The sequence below is a fragment of the Pseudomonas sp. S37 genome, from assembly GCF_016658545.1.
Classification (GTDB): domain Bacteria; phylum Pseudomonadota; class Gammaproteobacteria; order Pseudomonadales; family Pseudomonadaceae; genus Aquipseudomonas.
The window spans coordinates 1-17989 of sequence record NZ_JACVZC010000126.1; the positions used below are offsets into that span (position 1 = coordinate 1).

Sequence of the window (17989 nt, forward strand, 5' to 3'; positions counted from 1 at the left end):
CTGAAGTCGCGAAGATCAAGATCAAGATCAAGATCAAGATCAAGATCAAGATCAAGATCAAGATCAAAAGCCAGAGCCAGAGCCAGAGCCAGAGCCAGAGCCAGATTCTCAGTATGGTGGAGGCAACGGAGTTGAACTGAAGGGACCGACCAGCGGATTGTAAGCATCGGAAGCAAATTCGCACCCATTTGCAGTTGCTCCACGCGACGTGGCGCCTTAGACTGCCGCCCCCTGTAAAAGAGTGCCAGTTGGCGCTTGAAGAATTCCGCCGCCGATGCCAAGGCGCCGACGGCACCTGAATCGCCCAAATGCACATTTTTTCATAGAGAAATCGATGACCAAGGAACAGTTGCTGGCCATGTCGGCCGATGACTACATGAACGCCGACCAGCTGGCCTTCTTCACTGAGCTGCTGCAGGCGATGAAAGTCGAAACCCATGAACGCATCGAGCTCAGCCGCACCACCATCGAAGGCCTGGACACCCCGTCGGACCCTGCCGACGTGGCTTCGGTCGAAGAAGAGCGTAGCTGGCTGGTAAATGCCATCGACCGCGACCAGCGCCTGCTGCCACAGCTGGAAATGGCCCTGGACCGTATCTCCGACGAGAGCTTCGGCTGGTGCGATGACAGTGGTGAGCCAATCGGCCTGAAGCGTCTGCTGATCAGCCCGACCACCAAATACTGCATCGAAGCCCAGGAGCGCCACGAGCAGCTCGACCGCCACCAGCGCCAGGTATAACCCCGCGCGCGGTGCCAAGCCCCACGGAGCGATCCTTGGGGCTTTTTGCGTTTGTCGCGGGTTGCTGGCTTTGTTGCCCCGTGCGTAACACTGCTGTACCGGGATGCGCTGTTTCCTCGCAAGTGGCAGGCGTATCATGGCTTTATCGTTAGGGTGCTAATTAAATTCCGGAGGGAATGATGAATAGCCGAGTCGATGTAGCCGTGATGATCGGTTCAGGCGTGCCAGCCACCTTGCAGGCACTGGGCAAGCGTATCTGCTGGGTGGTACTGGTCAATGGTGAGCGCCGTGGCACCGCCTTTGCCACACGTGAAGAAGCACTGGAGTGCCAGGCTGCGTGGCAACAGCAACTGAAGAAAGGCCTGGCAGCCTGAAATTGTTTATTGCCTCTCGACGGGTTTCAGTGTTTTCGGGCATATTTGTCCTACAGTAATTGCGCACATCGCCGCTTGGGCCTGGTTTCTCGCAGGCACATTCCGTTGATTGCGTTTTCTGGCGAGTGATCTCAGGTATCACGCTTCCCGCGTCGGGAATGAGCCAAACGCCTTCGGATGAGGGCGATTCTGGCAAACCAGAGTAAAGATTCCTGCACGTTGCATCGTCAGCGAGCACAGACATTTCGCATATCGCTTTATTACTCTTTTCGCCTATCGATAAGAAATGGCCGTGCCTCCCCGAGCTTGGGTGAGGGCGGGTTGTAACCGGTTGAGGATTACTTCATTGGCAGTCAGCACACTTGATACCCATGCGTTGTTCGCCCTGGGCGACTTGCGCGGTAAATTGGCCCATCTGTTCCAGGGCCGCTTTATCTATGTGACCGAACAAAACCCCGAAGGCCTTTACATGGCCGAAATCGATACCGAAAGTGCACTGGTGGTCGATGACAAGCAGCGCCTGGAGCTGAAAGTCGGCGACCACTTCCGCGCTGCCGTATTGCCTAGCCGCGAAGGTGGCAAGCTGGAAATGCGCTTTCGCGAAATCAAGCTGAATGTGTATGGCGTGGGTGACTATGCATTCGTCTCCGTGCCGGAAGGCGAGGGCATCGTGTTCCGTGAAGGCCAGGGCGTGATGCTGGTGTTCGCCGCACAGCAGCAAGTGCAAGAAGGCCTGGGCAAGTTGCTCAAGGCGGTGACCGGCAAAGTTGCCAAGTGGCGCAAGGGTGAACTCACCACCTTCAAGGCCAGTGAATGATCGGTGCTGACGACACGCCTGCCACGCGGGCGGCGTTTCATCGGCAGCACCAGGCAGATGCCGTGGCCGACGCCGAGCGCTTGTTGGCTCGGCGCGATGAGCTGCAGGGGGCGTGGTTGAGCTGGGTGGCGGCTGAGCTATACCGGCTCAGCCCGGCGCCTTATGCCGCGATGGTTCGCCGCGAGTTGCAGCGCCTCAACCAGGGCTGAGGCGGCAATGCCTCAGTTACCACGGTCGCGGCCGCTGCTGACCTCTTCTGGCACCGGCTCTTTCGACATGCGCTTGCGAAACAGCGCTGCCCGCGCCAGTAGCAACGTGGTGACCGGCACGGTGATCGACAGCAGGATCGGAATCAGCCAGGCGTGCAGCACCGGCGTGCCCTTCAGCCATGAAAAGTAGATGATCGAGGCCAGCGCCACGCACCAGGCGCCAATGGTCGAGGCCAGTGCCGGAGGGTGCATGCGCTGGAAGTAGTCCTTCAGGCGCACCAGGCCCACCGCGCCTATCAAGGCAAACAGGCTGCCGGTCAGCAACAGCATGGCAGTGACTAGTTCCAGCCAGAACGGCAGTACCAGGGTTTCAGTCATTCGATCACCTCACCGCGCAGCAGGAACTTGGCCAGGGCAAACGAGCCAACGAAGCCGAACAGCGCAATCAGCAGCGCACCTTCGAAGTAGGTGTCACTGGCATAACGGATACCCAGCACCAGCATGGTCAGCATGGCCAGGATGTACAGGTAGTCCAGCGCCAGCACCCGGTCCTGGGCAGACGGGCCGCGGAACAGCCGGATCAGCGCCAGGCCCATGGCCAGGGCGAAGATGAACAGGCTGGCAAGGACAGCACTGGAAAGCAGGCCTGTCATTGGAATATCTCCATCAGCGGGCGTTCGTAGGTGTCCTTGAAGTGCTGGATGAAGGCCGCTTCATCGTCCAGTTCGAACACATGCAGCAGCAGTACGCTGCGGTCCAGCGCCAGTTCGGACCAGACCGTGCCGGGCACCACGGTGGTGATCATCGACAGCGCCGCCAAGCCGTGCGGGTCGCGCAGGGCCAGCGGGATATGGACGAACGCCGAATGGGGTGGCTGCTTGCCGGCCCGCAGCACGCCCCGGGCTACCAGCAGGTTGGACACGATCACATCGATACCGACCCGGCCGATCAGCCGGGCGATGACCAGTGGCCGCCGTACGTGCGCATGCTGCGGGCGCAGGGGCGCCATCAGCAAGGGCGCCAGCACGCCAAGGGCGGCGGCCAGCAACAGGTTACCGGGGCTTACCGAAAGGTTCAGCAGCAGCCACAGGCCGAACAGCGAGACCGAGAGCAGCGGAGCGGGGAACAGTCGGTTCATGGCTGCACCTGTACGTCGAGCGAGGTAGGGCCAGGCACTGGCTTGGCGGCCATGACGGCTTCGATATAGGCGTCGGGGGCCTGCAGGCTGGCGGCGGTGTCCTGGGTGTAGCGCAACAGCGGCTCGGCCTTGAGGCTGAGGATGATGCACAGGCCGAGCAGGATGACGATTGGCAGGCATTCATAGCGGCGCAGCACCGGCGATGGGCGCTCTTCGGGCTTCCAGAAGCGCTGGATGCCGACCCGCCCGAAGGCGATCAGCGAGGCCATGCCGGACAGGATCAACAGGGCTACCAGGCCCCAGGCGGCTGCACTCAGTGGTTGTTCGGCGGGTATGCCCAGGCCCTGTGGGTTGAACAACGCACTGATCAGGTTGAGCTTGCCGACAAAGCCCGATAGCGGTGGCATGCCAATGATCAGCAGGGCGCAGGCGATGAAACTGAGGCCGAGGAAGGCCATGGTCCACGGGATGATCTGGCCGATCACCACCTTCTGCTCATCGTCGAGGTTGATGCCCTTGGGCGGGTGCAGCGACTCCAGCAGTGGCGGCATCACGTCTTCTTCTTCGTCCAGCGGCGCTTCATTGGCCGAGCGCGAACGTTCGACCAGCTCGGCGAGCAGGAACAGTGCGCACAGCGCCAGGGTCGAGTTGACCAGGTAGAACAGCGCCGCACCAGTCAGCGCCGACTGGGCGAAGCCGACCGCAGCGAGCAGGGTGCCGGCCGAAACCAGGATACTCAGGGCCGCCATGCGTTCCAGGCGTTGCGCGGCCAGGATCGAGACTGCGGCCACCGCCAGGGTAACCAGGCCACCGTACACCAGCCATTCGCCACCGAAATGTGCCGAGGCCCCGGCTTGCCCGGAGAACAATAGCGTCCACAGGCGCAGCACGGCATACAGCCCGACCTTGGTCATGATGGCGAACAGCGCCGCCACCGGCGCACTGGCCGAGGCGTAGGCCGGTACCAGCCAAAAGTTCAAAGGCCAGATACCGGCCTTGACCAGGAAGGCCATGGCCAGGATCGCCGCACCGGCGTGCAACAGGCCACGGTCGGCCTCCGGCACCAGCGGAATTTTCAGGGCCAGGTCAGCCATGTTCAGGGTGCCGGTCACGCCGTACAACATCGCTGCGCCGATCAGGAACAGCGACGAGGCGAACAGGTTGATGGCGATGTAGTGCAGGCCGGCACGCACCCGGGCGCGGCCCGAGCCGTGCAGCAACAAGCCATAGGAGGCGGCCAGCAGCACTTCGAAGAACACGAACAGGTTGAACAGGTCGGCGGTGAGGAATGCACCGTACAGGCCCATCAACTGGATCTGGAACAGTGCATGGAAGCTGGCCCCGGCACTGTCCCAGCGTGCGCGGGCAAACAATAGCGCGCTGAAACCGATGACCCCGGTCAGGGTCAGCAGCAGCGCGGACAGGTGGTCCACCACCAGCACGATGCCGAATGGCGCCGGCCAGTTGCCCGGCAGGTAGACGCCAATCGACTCTGCCTGGCCCTGGGTGCGTACCCAAAGCAGCAGGCACACGGCAATGGCCAGGCCGGCGAAGGTCGACAGCAGGTTCAGCCGGGCCTTGATCCGCCGATGCTTTTCACCCAGCAGCAACATCACCGCCGCAGTGATCAGTGGCAGCAGGATGGGCGCGACGATCAGTTGACTCATGCCACTCATTCGTCACGCTCCCGGCCATCCACGTGGTCGGTGCCGGTCAGGCCTCGCGAGGCCAGCAATACCACCAGGAACAGCGCGGTCATGGCGAAGCTGATGACAATGGCGGTAAGCACCAGCGCCTGCGGCAGCGGGTCGGTGTAGTGCAGCAGGTCCTGAGTGACGCCGTCCTTGATGATCGGCTCCTTGCCGATGAACAGGCTGCCCATGCTGAAGATGAACAGGTTGACGCCGTACGACAGCAGGCACAGGCCCATGATCACCTGGTAGGTACGGGGGCGCAGGATCAACCACACTCCCGAGGCGGCCAGCACACCGATGGCGACTGCAATGACTTCTTCCATCAGGCGGCTCCTGCTTGGCTGGTTTTCGCCGGGTTGCCCGGGCGGTAGGCGCGCACCGACTGGTGCGCCAGGGCGGTGAGGATCAGCAGGGTCGAGCCAACCACCACGGTGTACACGCCGACATCGAAGAACAGCGCGCTGGCCACATGCACATCACCCAGCAACGGCACATGCAGGTGGGCGGTATGCGTGGTCAGGAACGGGTAACCCAACAGCATGGCGCCAACCCCGGTCAGGGTCGCGCACAGCAGGCCGGTGCCCATCCAGCGCAGCGGCCGCAGGCTCATCTGCGCCTCGACCCACTGGGTGCCAGCCACCATGTACTGCAGGATGAACGCCACCGACATCACCAGGCCGGCGACAAAGCCGCCGCCCGGCTGGTTGTGCCCGCGCATGAACAGGTACATCGACACCAGCAGGGCGATCGGCAGCAGCAGGCGCACCAGTACCGCAGGCACCATCATGAAACCCAGCGCGGTATCGGTGGCATGCCGCGGGTTGATCAGGTCGGTGACCACGTCCGGCGCCAACTGGCGCTGTTGTGCTGGCAACTGCATGCTCTCCTTAGGAGGGCGGAAGCGCCGCAGCAGGGCGAACACGGTCAGCGCGACCGCTACCAGTACGGTGATTTCACCGAGGGTATCGAAGCCGCGGAAGTCGACCAGCATCACGTTGACCACGTTGGTGCCGCCGCCCTGGGGCAGCGCCCGGCTCAGGTAGAACGAGGAAATGTCGTTGGGCGTTGGCCGGGTCAGCATGGCGTACGACAGTACGGCCATGCCACCACCGACCAGTACCGCCAGCAGCAGGTCGCGCAGGCGGCGCATGCGCGCGCGCTCCAGGCTGCCGGGCAGCGGCGACACGCCTTCGATACGCCGTGGCAGCCAGCGCAAACCCAGCAGGATCAGCACGGTGGTGACCACTTCCACCACCAACTGGGTCAGCGCCAGGTCGGGCGCAGAGAACCAGACGAAGGTGATGCAGGTCATCAGGCCGCAGACGCTGACCATGATCAAAGCTGCCAGGCGGTGGTACTTGGCCTGGTAGGCGGCACCGATGGCGCAGGCGATTGCGATCAGCCACAGCGCGACGAACACCCCGGAACCCGGAATCTTCGGCCGGTCGCCCCAGCTAAGGCCGCTGTACAGCATCGGCGTAAGGCCAGCGAGAAACGCGGCGACCACCAGCATGAACAGTTGCGACTGCAGGCGGCGAGTGGTGAGCAGGCGCTCGATGCGCCGCGCCACCAGCATCAGCTGCACCTGGCCGTGCTCGAACAGGCGCTTGCCGTTGAAGCGCTCGATCAGCGGTGGGTAAGGGAACCGGCCCAGGCGCAACTGTTTGCGCAGCAGCAGGTACAGGACGATACCGCCGCTCATGGCCACCAGGCTCATGATCAGCGGGGCATTCCAGCCATGCCAGATGGCCAGGCTGTATTCCGGCAGGGTGCCGCCTACCACCGGCAGGGCGGCAGCGGCCAACAACGGGCCGACCGACTGGGCTGGGAAGATGCCCACCACCAGGCAGGTGAGCACCAGCAGCTCGACCGGTGCACGCATCCAGCGCGGCGGCTCGTGCGGGGTGTGCGGCAGGTCCTGGGCTGTCGGGCCGAAGAACACATCGACAGTGAAACGCAGGGCATACGCCACGCTGAAGGTACCGGCCAGGGTGGCGATTACCGGCAGCGCGGCTTCGACCCAGGCAGTGGAGCTGATGAATACCGTTTCAGCGAAGAACATTTCCTTCGACAGGAAACCGTTCATCAACGGCACGCCGGCCATCGAGGCGCTGGCTACCATCGCCAGGGTGGCGGTGTAGGGCACCAGGCGGATCAGGCCACTGAGGCGGCGGATGTCACGGGTACCGCTCTCGTGGTCGATGATGCCGGCGGCCATGAACAGCGAGGCCTTGAAGGTGGCATGGTTGAGAATGTGGAACACCGCGGCCACAGCGGCCAGCGGGCTGTTCAGGCCCAGCAGCAGGGTAATCAGGCCAAGGTGGCTGATGGTTGAATAGGCCAGCAGGCCCTTGAGGTCGTTCTGGAACATCGCGGCGAAGGCGCCGAGCAGCAGGGTGATGGCGCCGGCACCGCCGACGATCCAGAACCACTCCTCGCTACCGGAGAGCACCGGCCACAGGCGTGCCAGCAGGAACACCCCGGCCTTGACCATGGTCGCGGAGTGCAGGTAGGCCGATACCGGTGTGGGCGCTGCCATGGCGTGGGGCAGCCAGAACTGGAAGGGGAACTGCGCGCTCTTGCTCAGGGCGCCAACAAGGATAAGGGGCAGCAGCACCGGGTACAGTGCATGCTGGCGGATGGTGTCGCCGGCAGCCAGGACCTTGTCCAGGTCGTAGCTGCCGACCACATGGCCGAGCAGCAACGCCCCTACCAGCAGGCACAAACCGCCTGCGCCGGTCACCATCAGCGCCATGTAGGCGCCGCGGCGGGCATCGGCGCGGTGGTGCCAGTAGCCAATCAGCAGGAAGGAGAACAGGCTGGTGAGTTCCCAGAAGAAAACCAACTGGATCAGGTTGCCGGAGATCACCAGGCCGAGCATTGCGCCCATGAAGGCCAGGAAGAAGGCAAAGAAGCGTGGCACCGGGTCTTGCGGCGACATGTAGTAGCGCGCGTACAGCGACACCAGCGTACCGATACCCAGCACCAGCAATGAGAACAGCCAGGCGAAGCCGTCCATGCGCAGCACCAGGTTCAGGCCCAGGCTCGGCAGCCACAGGAATTCTTCGCGAATCACGCCACCATGGGCAACCTGTGGGTACAGCAGTGCTACCTGGACGGTACCGACCAGGGCTACGAGCCCGGCAAGGATGGACTCGGCGTTACGTGCGTTGTGCGGCAGCACGGCTGCCAGGCAACTGCCCACGAACGGCAGAAGCAATAGCACTATCAAAGACATAGCGGCCTATTCTGGAGAAGTTTGCAAAGAATCATACGTGCCGGGGTGTTGATCACCAACACGCAAGCTGTCGCAGAATCCTACAAACAGGCTGTGACAAGCAGTTTTTTTATAACAGTTTTTTACAAAGCATAGCCGCAACTGGCCGCTTTACAGCCCGGCCTGGCGCTCGCCTCGCTCCTGCACCTCGCGTGCTTCGGTGGCCTCATCGCTTTCGCGCGGCCGGCGCAGTTTGAGTTCGCTGACCACCACCGCGATCACGATCAGCAGGCCGCCGAGCAGGGCCACGCCTGGCAGGCGTTCACCGGCAAGGCGCCCGACGATGCCGGCCCATACCGGTTCGCCGGCATAGATGAGGGTGGCGCGGGTAGGCGAGACCGACTTCTGCGCCCAGTTCATCGCCACCTGGATCACCGCACTCATGGCGCCCAGGCCAACTGCGCTGGCCAGCAGCAACCAGGAAAAGTCAGGGATCTGCTCCTGGGTCGGCACGATCATCAGGAATGCCAGCAGCGAGGCGGTCGCCAGTTGCACCACGGTAACCCGGCGCACGTCGACCTGGCCGGCGTAGCGGCTGATCAGGATGATTTCGCCGGCGATGGCCACGGCGCTGACCAGCGTCACCAGTTCGCCCTCGCTGAAGTGCAGGCTGCCGCCTTCCGGCCCGGCCAGCAGCATCAGGCCGACAAACGCCAGGCAGATACCGATGCTGGGCATCAGGCCCGGTCGCCGGCCGAGTACCAGCCACTGCAGCAGCGGCACGAACGGCACGTACAGCGCAGTGATGAACGCCGACTGGCTGCTGCTGATGGTTTGCAGGCCCATGGTCTGCAAGCCATAGCCGAGCATGATCGACACGCCGATCAGCATGCCCGCCTTCAACTCGGTAAAGGTCAGCCCGGGCAATGCCCGCGCCGAGACCACACCTACAAACAGCGCTGCCGCTGCAAAGCGCAGGCCGACGAAGAACATCGGGCCACTGACGGTCATCACGTTGTGTACCAGCAGGAAAGTACCGCCCCACAGCATGGTGATGAACACCAGCACCAGTTCGGCCTTGCTCAGGCGAAAGGTAATGGCGGGGGTCGGCTTGCTGCTGGGCTGGTTCATGGTCTTGCACACTCGGTAGGAGGCGGCGCACAATCGCCGCAAAGTGGGCAGTATACTGCGCAATTCTGACCAGCGAGCAATAACGTGCATAAAGATTCCACGCACCGGGCGTCGGTGCTGCAACATGTCAGCCTCAATGTCCGCAGCCTGCGCAACGCCGCAGGCATGAGCCAGACCGCCCTGGCCGAACGCTCCGGGGTCAGCCGGCGCATGCTGGTGGCGATCGAGGCGGGTGAGAAGAATGTCAGCCTGACCACCCTGGACTTGATTGCCGAAGCATTGGGTGTGGCCTTCAGTACCCTGATCCAGGCACCCGACCAGCGTGACCCCGGGCGCATCGACGAACTGGCCTGGGCCGGCGAGCATCCGCAGAGCCGGGCGGTGTTGCTTGGCACCAGCCCGGCGCGGCGTGAAGTAGAACTCTGGGAATGGACCCTGGCCCCGGGTGAGTGCTATTCCAGCGAGGCCGATGCCGAGGGCTGGAGCGAGCAGATCTATGTGTGCGAAGGGCAGTTGACGCTGATCATCGAGGGTGCCGAGCAGCGTTTGCAAGTGGGAGAGTTTCAGGTGTTTCCCAGCAACTGCCGGTATGCCTATCGCAATGACGGCGCAGGGGCGGTGCGCTTTGTGCGTAATGTGGTGATCTGAGTTTGCAGGATTGGGGCTGCTTTGCAGCCCATCCGACCGGTCCGGCGCCCCGGAAAGGCCGCTCTCATAGAACAACACATAACCCTTTGATTTAGCAGGGGCCTGTGGGAGCGGGTTTACCCGCGAATGCGATGCTGATACCACCGCCGCATTCGCGGGTGAACCCGCTCCTACAAGGTCTGCAACACGCTTGCGGGCTCTGTTCTCTGCGCGACAGCGCAGCCCAAAATCTCAAACCTGATCAGTGGCCCAGCAACTCATCGGTCTTCACCACCTTGGCATAGGCAAACGCCAGTGCCGCCATCGCCGAATCATGCACCTGCGCCGCCGGCACCTGCTTGCCGTTGAACTCCAGTGGCAGGGTCGCGCAGGCATCATGCGCCACGGTCACCTCATAACCCAGATCAGCAGCCGCACGGGTAGCAGCGTCGATGCACATGTGGCTCATGCTGCCAACGATGGTCAACGCCTCGACCCCATGTTGGTCCAGGGTGTGTTCAAGGTCAGTGCCGAGGAAGGCATTGACCTTGTGCTTGAGTACCACTGGCTCGCCCGCCACCGGCTCGACCTTGCCGTGAATGGCCGCGCCTGGCGAGCCCGGGGCGAAGAATGGCGCATCGGCGTTGTCGAACTCATGCCGCACATGCACCACCAGGTCGCCTCGCTGACGTGCCGCTGCCAGCAACCGGGCAGCATTGTCGGCCGCCGGCTCCGCGCCGTCGAGGGTCCACTTGCCACCCGGGAAGTAGTCATTCTGTATATCGATGATGATCAGCGCCTGCTTGTTCATGCTGCCTCCTATGGCAGTAGTCGTTGGATGACGTTAGTTATAGGCTGTGTGCACGGACTTGAGGATTGGCGCGAACGACACTATGCGGGCAAAAACTGACACCCCAACCAGCCTGGACATCGGCCTGCTGCTGTACCCCGGCGCGCAGCGCGCGGCCGTGCATGGGTTGGCCGACCTGTTCCTGGTGGCCAACCGGGTGGCTGCCGAGTTGGGCGCCGTCGAGCTGCCACGTGTGCGCATCAGCTTCTGGCAGGCAAACGAAGCCGGCCAGTTGCAGCTTGCCCCCGATAGTCCGGGCAGCGACGTGTCTGCCCTAAGTGTACTGATCATTCCGCCGAGCCTGGAGTCGACTCCACAGGGCGAACTGCTGGAGCGCCATCGCACGTTGTTGTGCCAGTTGCATGGCCGCGGCACGGTACTGGCGTCGGTGTGCATCGGCGTGTTCTTCATCGCTGCCAGTGGCCTGCTGGACGGTCGCCCGGCCTGCACCCACTGGAATTACGTGCATGCGCTGGCCCAGCGTTTCCCCAAGGTGCGGGTAGAGGCCCAGCAGCCGTTACTGGACGACGGCGACATCGTCACCTCGGCGGGGTTGATGGCCTGGACCGACCTGGGCTTGCGTTTGCTGGAGCGCTTTCTGGGGGCGACAGTGGCCCGCGAGACCGCCCGCTATCTGGCGGTTGAGCCGGTGACGGCGCCGTTACCCGGGGCGCTGTTCAACCCGCGGCTGGATCACGGCGACGAAGCTGTACTGAAAGTGCAGCACTGGTTGCAGGGCAATGGTGGGCAGGATGCCGACCTTGCTGCAATGGCGTCTTGCGCGGGGCTGGAGGCGCGCACGTTCCTGCGACGCTTTCGGGCTGCCACCGGGCTACGCCCGACCGAGTATTGCCAGCAGGTGCGGGTTGGGCGCGCGTGCCGCTTGCTGGAGTTCACCCGACGCAATGTCGAGCAGATTGCATGGGGGGTCGGCTATCAGGACCCGGGCGCGTTCCGCAAAGTGTTCCAGCGCATCACTGGCCTGACGCCCAGTGACTATCGGCGGCGCTTTGCTGTATCGGGGGCCCTATCGGGGTAGCCTCGCAGAAACCACTTGACCTTGACTTTACTTGAGGTTTTACCCTGCTCGCCATTGCGCTGCATGCGCCCGTAGCCAGGAGACCGTCGATGTCGGCAATCCCTCAAGCCTTGTGGTTTACCCAGATGATCGAATACGAAGTGCCCAGTGTGTGCCAGCAAGCCCTGGCCGAGGCCCTGGTGGCACGTAGCGAAGCATTGGCTGCGCGCTGCGAGGGCCTGCAGGGCGTCAGCATCCAAGCCAGTGATGATGGCAGCCGGGTGTTGCAGTACCTGCAATGGCAGTCACGCCAGGCCTGGGCGGCGGCGGCCGTTTACTTCGTCGAGGAGCCGTTCCTTGACCTGCTGGGCCAGCATCAGGCGCGTGGCGTCAATTTCGCTGCGTACCAGACCCTGCGTAGCCTGGTACGCGCTGCCGATGGCGGCCTGCATTGTCAGGTGGGCGAGCCTCAGGCGTACCACGGTGCATAGTGCGGATAGCGGTCCAGGCGGGCACCAATGACCATTTCGCTGATCCATGCTGCGAGGATCGAACTGTAGGCTTTCTGGCTTTCTTCGCTGGACAGCGCATGGTCGGCGCCGTCGACCATCCGATGGGTGAGTGAATGTGCGCTGACGAATGCCGAGCGGTAGCTCATCAGGGTGCTGTGCGGCACATAGTCGTCCTGCTCGGACTCCACCAGCAACACATCACCGCCGAACTCGGCACAGGCTGCCAGCGCGCGGTTGTCCGCCGGGCCGAGCGGGCGCTGGCGGTAGGCGTTCAGGCGTTGCCGGTCGAGGGCTTGCTTGGGGCTGCCCCATTCGTCGTCCCAATACATGGCAGGCACCCTTAGGGCCAGCCATTTTACCGGCCGTTCGCGGGTCAACAAGGTAGCCAGGTAGCCACCATAGCTGCTACCGATGATAGCGATGGCGCTGCTGTCGACGGCCGGGTGGCTGATAAGCCGATCGTAAGCCACCAGCAGGTCCTGCAGGTTCTGTTGACGAGTCACGGTCAGGCGCTGGCTTTCGGTTTTTTCGTGGCCACGCAGGTCGAAGGTCATGCACACGCAGCCAAGCCCGGTGATGTGCCGGGCGCGGGCCAGGTCACGTTGCTGGCTGCCGCCCCAGCCGTGGACGAAGAGAATGCCCGGCATCTTGCTGCCAGGGCTGACCAGGGTGCCGGCGATACGGTCGTTCTCGACCTGCAGCTCAACGGTTTCACTCTGAATGGTCATGCTCGCGAATCCGCGCAAACTTGCTGAGTTGTCCGAGTTCACTGTCGTTTCCTTGATAGAAGAGGGTGGCGTCAGCGGGCAGGTCAGGGGTGCCGAACACCTCATGGGTGGAAGCCCGTACCTGCTTCAAGGCCGGGTCGTCGGCAAATGCCTGCAAGGCCAGCAGCTCCGCGCTGCTGGCACCGCCCAGGCGCCAGGATTGTTCCAGCACGCCGCTGCACAGGTGGCCCGAAGGGTTGCTGCCGCGGGCGATGTCATAGTTGCGCCGTGAGGCGACAAAGCCCGGAAAATGCTGCTCGGCGGCCTTTTCGTAGGCCATGGCCTGGTTGACGGCCAGGCGCAGGTGGTCTTCCAGCAGCAGTCGCAGCAAGGCCTGGTAGTCGCCACGGACCACTACCAGGTCAGAGCCGCCGTAGACTTCAGTGCCCTGATGGTCGTGGGTCAGTTGCTGGGTGCCGTGGTAACTGCAGGTCAGGCCGGCGACCCGCACCTGGCCGACGCTGAAGGTCTGGACGTCGCTCAGGTCTTCTTCCAGTACCAGTCCCCACACTGCCAGTTGCTGGTCATCCATGCCGGCCAGCAATGGCTCCAGTTCATCCGCGCTGTTGATCACCTGTTGCCCGCGGCCGGCGCAGGCCAGTACCGGCTTGACCCGCAGCGGGCCGTCGAGCAGAAGCAACTGTGCGGCGCTGCGGGCATCGGCCTTGCTGAACACCGTGTAGCCGCGCAGCAAGGCGTCGCAGGCCTGGCGGGCAAAGGCGTCGGTCCAGCCTGGTGGGAAATTGCCACCGGCCGGCAGTGGGTGGGAGATTGCCTTGGTCGCCATGTAGGGGTGTGGCACCAAACCGCCAAACAGGTCCTGTTCGTCCTGAATGCCGAAGGCGGCATAGCGCTGGGGGTCGATCAGGGTCTCGGTGGGCAGGTAGTAGTAGCCATCGGCGGCGCTGGGCGGTTGCCCGGGCTGCACAGGCGGGCAGCCCAGCAGGCGGCCCAGGCCATCGGCAAGCTTGAGGTGCACGGCATGCTCATGCTCCGGCGTGTTCTCGCGGGTGTCGAGCAGCACCACGCCGGCTTTCGGGTTGCAGGCACTGGGCATGGTCATCTGCCTGTGTGCAATGAATGTACAGTGTCTGAAGCCGGTGCCTTGGGGAAGTTCAGCGGGACTTGATCGGTGGTCCTGCTGTAGGAAGCGTCCTGTTTGCACCGGGACGATTGCAGGGCTCTGGCGGCTGTTCCATTATCGGCACATTGGATAAACCGTGATGTAGCCGCAGGAGAGCGCATGAACGTCCAGACCACCCTTGAACAAAGTGTGCCGCAGCGTCTGGCGCGTGTGCGCCAGGCCATGGCAGCAGAGGGCATCGATGCCTTGCTGGTGCCTTCGGCCGACCCTCACCTTTCCGAGTATCTGCCCGGTTACTGGCAGGGGCGCCAGTGGCTGTCGGGGTTCCACGGCTCGGTCGGAACGCTGGTGGTCACCGCCGGGTTTGCCGGGCTGTGGGTCGACAGCCGCTACTGGGAACAGGCAGAGCACGAACTGGCCGGCAGTGGCATAGAACTGATGAAGCTGCTACCCGGCAAGCCTGGTGCACTGGAATGGCTGGGTGAGCATGTCGAGCCCAACGGCAGCGTTGCGGTAGATGGCGCCGTCATGGCGCTGGCCTCGGCGCGTCAGTTGAGCGAGCGGCTAAAGGTGCGTGGTGCGCGGCTGGTGACCGACAAGGACCTGCTGGGCCAGGTGTGGGACGGGCGCCCGGCGTTGCCGGCCAACCCGGTGTACCAGCATCTGCCGCCGTATGCCACGGTGAACCGGGCGGAAAAACTCGCGCAATTGCGCCAGGGCCTGCAGGCCAAGGGGGCCGACTGGCACTTCATCGCCACCCTGGATGACATTGCCTGGCTGCTCAATTTGCGCGGCAGCGATGTCTCCTACAACCCGGTGTTTCTGGCGTTTGCCCTGATCAATCAGCAACAGGCGATCCTGTTCGTTGGCCAGGACAAGGTGGATGCGCACCTGCGTCAGGTGTTGGCGGTCGATGGCATCGAGGTACGCGACTACCGCGAAGCAGGCCAGGCGCTAGGGGCCGTTCCGGCGGGTAGCCGGCTATTGGTGGACCCGGCCCGGGTTACCTGCGGCCTGCTCGACAACCTGCCGGCAGAGGTCGTGCTGGTAGAGGGGCTGAACCCCACCACCTTGAGCAAGTCATGCAAAGCTGACGACGACCTGGTGCACATACGTCAGGTCATGGAGCAGGACGGGGCGGCTTTGTGCGAGTTCTTTGCCTGGTTCGAGGCGAACCTCGGTCGGCAGGCGATTACCGAACTGACGGTTGACGAACAATTGAGCGCCGCGCGTGCCCGTCGCCCGAACTTCGTGTCGCTGAGTTTCTCGACCATTGCCGCCTTCAATGGCAATGGTGCGATGCCGCATTACCGCGCCACCGAGCAGTCGCATGCGCTGGTTGAAGGGGATGGCCTGCTGCTGATCGACTCGGGTGGGCAATACCTGGGCGGTACCACGGATATCACCCGCATGGTGCCGGTGGGGAACCCCAGCCAGGCACAGAAGGAGGACTGCACCCGCGTGCTCAAGGGCATGATCGCCCTGTCGCGTGCCACGTTCCCGCGTGGTGTCCTGTCACCGCTGCTCGACGCCATTGCCCGGGCGCCGATCTGGGCTGACCAGGTCGACTATGGCCACGGCACCGGGCATGGGGTGGGCTACTTCATGAACGTGCACGAGGGGCCGCAAGTGATTGCCTACCAGGCAGCACCTGCACCGCAGACGGCGATGCAAGCGGGCATGATCAGCTCCATCGAACCAGGTACGTACCGCCCGGGGCAGTGGGGGGTACGCATCGAGAACCTGGTGGTCAACCGCGAGGTGGGCAAGAGCGCCTTCGGTGACTTCCTGAACTTCGAGACCTTGACGCTATGCCCGATCGATACCCGCTGCCTGTTGCCCGAGCGGCTGGCCAAGGAAGAACGGGATTGGCTCAATGGGTATCACGCCACGGTGTACGAGCGCCTGGCCCCGTTGCTCAGCGGGGATGCGTTGGCTTGGTTGCAGGCACGTACTACGCCGCTGTAATGGCCAATGAAAAGGGCAGCCAATGAGCTGCCCTTCGTGCTACTTGCAGATGACGATCATGCTGCGGCTTGTGTACCCCGCGGGGTTGATGCCGAACAGATAGTCACCCGGTTCTCCATCACTCTCTCCTGAGCGCGCGATCACCCGATAGCCGCGCGTGCTGCAAGAGCTTGCGGCCTTGCTGTAGCAATTGTCCCACGAGGACGAAAGGCCGGAACAATTGATATGCAGGCCCTTCTTGCCCTTTTTGACCTCGGTCTTGGCTGTGGCGGCACATCCAGCAATAGCCAAGATGGCCAGGATGAGAAAAATACGTTTCATTCCTGTCCTTAAATGCAGGGCGAATCCAATGTCAGGCCCTGTCGTTTTCGCTTCGGTTCTTCCTGAAGTGTCCTCAGCGTCCGTGTTCGCTTCAGTAGATAGCGTAAAGATGATGATTCCGTGACAGCTTAATCAGCGAGGCGGGCCGCTACAATCACTAATGCTGTCTCAAATGAAAATATTTCTCATATCAGTCTGCTGCGATGGGTGGGGTGGGTTCCTTGCGCATCGACAAGGTAGTACCCACCGATGCCGCAATGATGGCCAGAATCGCCAGCCACTGCGTCGTTGTCAGCACTTCGCCGAGGAATAACAGGCCGGACAATGCGCCGAATGCGGGCTCAATGCTCATCAGGGTGCCGAAGGTGCGTGCCGGGATGCGTGTCAGGGCAATCATCTCCAGGCTGTAGGGCAGGGCAGTGGATAGCACGGCAACGGCCAGGGCGACGGGGATCAGGGCGGGCGTGAGCAGTGCGCTACCGGCATGGGCAATGCCGATAGGGGCGACGAACAGGGCCGCGACAACCACCCCCAAGGCTGCACTCTGGATACCGTGCTCGGCGCCGGCACGTTGCCCGAACAGGATGTACAGGGCCCAGCACACGCCGGCCCCCAGGGCATAAGCCGCACCCACGGGGTCGAGCGCTTGCCCGCCATGGCCGGCCGGTAGCAACAGCAGCAGGCCGGCAATGGCCAGGCCAATCCACAGAAAGTCGATCGGCCGGCGCGAAGAGAAAATTGCCACGGCCAGAGGGCCGGTAAACTCCAGTGCTACAGCGATGCCGATAGGCACCGTTTGCAGCGCCATATAGAAGAGGAAGTTCATGCCGCCCAGTGCCATGCCGTAGATGACCACGTTGCGCAGGGTGTTGGCGGTCATGCGTACCCGCCAGGGGCGCAGTATCAGCAGCATGATGATGCTGGCGAAGATCAGGCGCAGGGTGGTGGTGCCTTGTGCGCCGACAATGGGAAACATGCTTTTGGCCAGGGAGGCGCCCGACTGGATCGATGCCATGGCGATAAGCAGCAGGCCGATAGGGAAGAGGGTGGCGGCCAGGCTGCGGGGCTGGGTGTTCATCATTTGTGTGCGGCAATCCTTGGGCGAAGTGAGCGGTTGAGCAATATAGTGCGCAATTATCGGGCGGTGGAGCAAGGTGCCAGCCAAGAGTTTTGCACCCTGCCCACTCTTTATATCCACCCTCCCGCCATGCACCCATGATGCGCGCGCCGATGCCACAGGCATAATTGGCCCGAAACAAACGTAGGAGCGGCTTTAGCCGCGAAGCGCCGCGCGGGCGGCGCTCGATCTCCCAGGCGCTGCAAGCCCTGAGACGAGCACCTGACACCCCCAACACGACCTTTTCCAAAAATATCGTAAATTATTGAAATTAAAGGTTGACCAAAAAAATCCCCACCCTATAATGCGCACCATTCCAACGCGGTAGCGAGCAATGCTAGCCACCCTGTTGAGTCAAGTGTTTGAAGCTAAACGAGTTTCTCGCAAAAAACTTCAAAATAAACGC

At 62.9% G+C, this 17989-nt stretch carries 20 protein-coding genes; 8 read left to right on the plus strand and 12 right to left on the minus strand.

Annotation, left to right across the window (positions count from 1 at the left end):
- Positions 1 to 334 precede the first annotated feature (334 nt).
- The 4 genes from IAE39_RS25305 (at position 335) to IAE39_RS25320 (ending at position 2139) form a co-directional block, all read left to right on the plus strand.
- On the plus strand, positions 335 to 739 hold the full coding sequence (locus IAE39_RS25305) for a TraR/DksA family transcriptional regulator (RefSeq protein ID WP_201207235.1): 405 nt from the start codon (positions 335 to 337) through the stop codon (positions 737 to 739).
- Between the two features lie 179 nt (positions 740 to 918).
- A complete protein-coding gene (locus IAE39_RS25310) occupies positions 919 to 1113 on the plus strand; it encodes a hypothetical protein (RefSeq protein ID WP_012271507.1) in 195 nt (64 codons plus the stop codon).
- Between the two features lie 346 nt (positions 1114 to 1459).
- Entirely contained in the window at positions 1460 to 1930 is a 471-nt protein-coding gene (locus IAE39_RS25315; protein ID WP_201207236.1) for a hypothetical protein, read from the plus strand.
- Complete coding sequence (locus IAE39_RS25320) at positions 1927 to 2139, plus strand: hypothetical protein (RefSeq protein ID WP_201207237.1); 213 nt, start codon at positions 1927 to 1929, stop codon at positions 2137 to 2139. Before IAE39_RS25315 ends, IAE39_RS25320 begins: the two co-directional genes overlap by 4 nt.
- A gap of 12 nt (positions 2140 to 2151) precedes the next feature.
- Here the strand turns inward: IAE39_RS25320 and IAE39_RS25325 are convergent, their stop codons facing one another.
- The 7 genes from IAE39_RS25325 to IAE39_RS25355 all read right to left on the minus strand — a co-directional run bounded on the left by IAE39_RS25325 (position 2152) and on the right by IAE39_RS25355 (position 9319).
- Positions 2152 to 2517, minus strand: coding sequence for a Na+/H+ antiporter subunit G (locus IAE39_RS25325; protein WP_201207238.1), 366 nt, complete (start codon positions 2515 to 2517; stop codon positions 2152 to 2154).
- A complete protein-coding gene (locus IAE39_RS25330; RefSeq protein ID WP_110748175.1) occupies positions 2514 to 2792 on the minus strand; it encodes a K+/H+ antiporter subunit F in 279 nt (92 codons plus the stop codon). The genes IAE39_RS25325 and IAE39_RS25330 overlap by 4 nt, the downstream gene beginning before the upstream one ends.
- Positions 2789 to 3277: a Na+/H+ antiporter subunit E gene (locus IAE39_RS25335; RefSeq protein WP_201207239.1), complete on the minus strand. Its 489-nt coding sequence runs from the start codon at positions 3275 to 3277 to the stop codon at positions 2789 to 2791. The genes IAE39_RS25330 and IAE39_RS25335 overlap by 4 nt, the downstream gene beginning before the upstream one ends.
- A complete protein-coding gene (locus tag IAE39_RS25340) occupies positions 3274 to 4953 on the minus strand; it encodes a monovalent cation/H+ antiporter subunit D (RefSeq protein ID WP_201207240.1) in 1680 nt (559 codons plus the stop codon). The genes IAE39_RS25335 and IAE39_RS25340 overlap by 4 nt, the downstream gene beginning before the upstream one ends.
- Entirely contained in the window at positions 4950 to 5294 is a 345-nt protein-coding gene (locus tag IAE39_RS25345) for a Na+/H+ antiporter subunit C (protein ID WP_003250128.1), read from the minus strand. Before IAE39_RS25345 ends, IAE39_RS25340 begins: the two co-directional genes overlap by 4 nt.
- Entirely contained in the window at positions 5294 to 8209 is a 2916-nt protein-coding gene (locus IAE39_RS25350) for a monovalent cation/H+ antiporter subunit A (protein WP_201207241.1), read from the minus strand. The genes IAE39_RS25345 and IAE39_RS25350 overlap by 1 nt, the downstream gene beginning before the upstream one ends.
- A gap of 150 nt (positions 8210 to 8359) precedes the next feature.
- The gene (locus IAE39_RS25355; RefSeq protein WP_201207242.1) at positions 8360 to 9319 is read right to left on the minus strand and encodes a DMT family transporter; all 960 of its coding nucleotides are present in this window, start codon (positions 9317 to 9319) and stop codon (positions 8360 to 8362) included.
- Between the two features lie 84 nt (positions 9320 to 9403).
- Here IAE39_RS25355 and IAE39_RS25360 point away from each other — a divergent pair, with 84 nt between their 5' ends.
- Positions 9404 to 9967, plus strand: coding sequence for a helix-turn-helix domain-containing protein (locus IAE39_RS25360; protein ID WP_201207243.1), 564 nt, complete (start codon positions 9404 to 9406; stop codon positions 9965 to 9967).
- A gap of 241 nt (positions 9968 to 10208) precedes the next feature.
- On the opposite strand, the gene IAE39_RS25365 is transcribed toward IAE39_RS25360, so the two are convergent.
- Positions 10209 to 10757, minus strand: coding sequence for a cysteine hydrolase family protein (locus tag IAE39_RS25365; RefSeq protein ID WP_201207244.1), 549 nt, complete (start codon positions 10755 to 10757; stop codon positions 10209 to 10211).
- A gap of 82 nt (positions 10758 to 10839) precedes the next feature.
- Here IAE39_RS25365 and IAE39_RS25370 point away from each other — a divergent pair, with 82 nt between their 5' ends.
- Both IAE39_RS25370 and IAE39_RS25375 read left to right on the plus strand, forming a co-directional pair.
- Positions 10840 to 11835: a GlxA family transcriptional regulator gene (locus tag IAE39_RS25370; protein WP_201207245.1), complete on the plus strand. Its 996-nt coding sequence runs from the start codon at positions 10840 to 10842 to the stop codon at positions 11833 to 11835.
- Between the two features lie 89 nt (positions 11836 to 11924).
- A complete protein-coding gene (locus IAE39_RS25375) occupies positions 11925 to 12305 on the plus strand; it encodes an antibiotic biosynthesis monooxygenase (protein ID WP_201207246.1) in 381 nt (126 codons plus the stop codon).
- Here the strand turns inward: IAE39_RS25375 and IAE39_RS25380 are convergent.
- Together IAE39_RS25380 and IAE39_RS25385 are read right to left on the minus strand one after the other, a co-directional pair.
- On the minus strand, positions 12284 to 13054 hold the full coding sequence (locus tag IAE39_RS25380; RefSeq protein ID WP_201207247.1) for an alpha/beta hydrolase family protein: 771 nt from the start codon (positions 13052 to 13054) through the stop codon (positions 12284 to 12286). The two genes, IAE39_RS25375 and IAE39_RS25380, sit on opposite strands and share 22 nt — an antisense overlap.
- Complete coding sequence (locus IAE39_RS25385; RefSeq protein ID WP_201207248.1) at positions 13038 to 14156, minus strand: DUF3182 family protein; 1119 nt, start codon at positions 14154 to 14156, stop codon at positions 13038 to 13040. Before IAE39_RS25385 ends, IAE39_RS25380 begins: the two co-directional genes overlap by 17 nt.
- A gap of 180 nt (positions 14157 to 14336) precedes the next feature.
- Here IAE39_RS25385 and IAE39_RS25390 point away from each other — a divergent pair, with 180 nt between their 5' ends.
- Positions 14337 to 16145, plus strand: coding sequence for an aminopeptidase P family protein (locus IAE39_RS25390; protein WP_201207249.1), 1809 nt, complete (start codon positions 14337 to 14339; stop codon positions 16143 to 16145).
- Between the two features lie 39 nt (positions 16146 to 16184).
- On the opposite strand, the gene IAE39_RS25395 is transcribed toward IAE39_RS25390, so the two are convergent.
- Together IAE39_RS25395 and rhtA are read right to left on the minus strand one after the other, a co-directional pair.
- Positions 16185 to 16466, minus strand: coding sequence for a hypothetical protein (locus tag IAE39_RS25395; RefSeq protein ID WP_201207250.1), 282 nt, complete (start codon positions 16464 to 16466; stop codon positions 16185 to 16187).
- A 190-nt stretch (positions 16467 to 16656) separates the two neighbouring features.
- Positions 16657 to 17544: a threonine/homoserine exporter RhtA gene (gene rhtA, locus IAE39_RS25400; protein ID WP_201207251.1), complete on the minus strand. Its 888-nt coding sequence runs from the start codon at positions 17542 to 17544 to the stop codon at positions 16657 to 16659.
- Positions 17545 to 17989 lie beyond the last annotated feature (445 nt).

Coding starts and splice junctions, on each gene's coding strand:
- IAE39_RS25305 (WP_201207235.1), top strand. CDS start 335: ATGACCAAGGAACAGTTGCTGGCCATGTCGGCCGATGACTACATGAAC.
- IAE39_RS25310 (WP_012271507.1), top strand. CDS start 919: ATGAATAGCCGAGTCGATGTAGCCGTGATGATCGGTTCAGGCGTGCCA.
- IAE39_RS25320 (WP_201207237.1), top strand. CDS start 1,927: ATGATCGGTGCTGACGACACGCCTGCCACGCGGGCGGCGTTTCATCGG.
- IAE39_RS25325 (WP_201207238.1), bottom strand. CDS start 2,517: ATGACTGAAACCCTGGTACTGCCGTTCTGGCTGGAACTAGTCACTGCC.
- IAE39_RS25330 (WP_110748175.1), bottom strand. CDS start 2,792: ATGACAGGCCTGCTTTCCAGTGCTGTCCTTGCCAGCCTGTTCATCTTC.
- IAE39_RS25335 (WP_201207239.1), bottom strand. CDS start 3,277: ATGAACCGACTGTTCCCCGCTCCGCTGCTCTCGGTCTCGCTGTTCGGC.
- IAE39_RS25340 (WP_201207240.1), bottom strand. CDS start 4,953: ATGAGTGGCATGAGTCAACTGATCGTCGCGCCCATCCTGCTGCCACTG.
- IAE39_RS25345 (WP_003250128.1), bottom strand. CDS start 5,294: ATGGAAGAAGTCATTGCAGTCGCCATCGGTGTGCTGGCCGCCTCGGGA.
- IAE39_RS25350 (WP_201207241.1), bottom strand. CDS start 8,209: ATGTCTTTGATAGTGCTATTGCTTCTGCCGTTCGTGGGCAGTTGCCTG.
- IAE39_RS25355 (WP_201207242.1), bottom strand. CDS start 9,319: ATGAACCAGCCCAGCAGCAAGCCGACCCCCGCCATTACCTTTCGCCTG.
- IAE39_RS25365 (WP_201207244.1), bottom strand. CDS start 10,757: ATGAACAAGCAGGCGCTGATCATCATCGATATACAGAATGACTACTTC.
- IAE39_RS25370 (WP_201207245.1), top strand. CDS start 10,840: ATGCGGGCAAAAACTGACACCCCAACCAGCCTGGACATCGGCCTGCTG.
- IAE39_RS25375 (WP_201207246.1), top strand. CDS start 11,925: ATGTCGGCAATCCCTCAAGCCTTGTGGTTTACCCAGATGATCGAATAC.
- IAE39_RS25380 (WP_201207247.1), bottom strand. CDS start 13,054: ATGACCATTCAGAGTGAAACCGTTGAGCTGCAGGTCGAGAACGACCGT.
- IAE39_RS25385 (WP_201207248.1), bottom strand. CDS start 14,156: ATGACCATGCCCAGTGCCTGCAACCCGAAAGCCGGCGTGGTGCTGCTC.
- IAE39_RS25390 (WP_201207249.1), top strand. CDS start 14,337: ATGAACGTCCAGACCACCCTTGAACAAAGTGTGCCGCAGCGTCTGGCG.
- IAE39_RS25395 (WP_201207250.1), bottom strand. CDS start 16,466: ATGAAACGTATTTTTCTCATCCTGGCCATCTTGGCTATTGCTGGATGT.
- rhtA (WP_201207251.1), bottom strand. CDS start 17,544: ATGAACACCCAGCCCCGCAGCCTGGCCGCCACCCTCTTCCCTATCGGC.